The sequence below is a fragment of the Dactylosporangium aurantiacum genome, from assembly GCF_000716715.1.
GTDB classification, from domain to species: Bacteria; Actinomycetota; Actinomycetes; order Mycobacteriales; family Micromonosporaceae; genus Dactylosporangium; species Dactylosporangium aurantiacum.
The window spans coordinates 1-422 of record NZ_JNYJ01000160.1; the positions used below are offsets into that span (position 1 = coordinate 1).

The following is a 422-nucleotide window of genomic DNA, read 5'->3' on the forward strand; positions in this document are numbered from 1 at the left end:
TCGGGCAGCCAGGGTGAGGTCCAGGGCGCTGCGGTGGTGAGGTTCTGGTCGTGGGTTCTGTTGCGGAAGAACGCGTGTGCTTGGCGGACCCGGTCGGTGATGGTGGCGGGTGCGGTGTTGGCGATGTGCTGTTTCATCACCGCCCAGATCCGTTCGACCGGGTTGTCCTGCGGGCTGTAGCGGGCTCCGCGGATGAGCAGGAGTCGCGGGTTGTTGGCCAGCCACTGTTTGGTGATGCCGCTGAGGTGGGTGCCGCCGTTGTCGCAGATCACTGCCACGACCGGGGCGTCGGGGTAGGCGGTCAGCAGTTGGTCGAGGAAGTAGCAGAACACGACGGAGACGTTGTGGACCGAGACGTGGTGGTGGAAGGCGCCGGTGGCGAGGTTGATCGCGCCGTGGATGGTGCGGCGGATGTTCTTGCC

The 422-nt window shown here is 65.9% G+C and carries 1 protein-coding gene; it reads right to left on the reverse strand.

Annotation, left to right across the window (positions count from 1 at the left end; all coding sequences use genetic code 11):
- A partial coding sequence (locus OP18_RS50750; protein WP_033368045.1) for a transposase occupies positions 1-422 on the reverse strand: 422 nt, incomplete at both ends.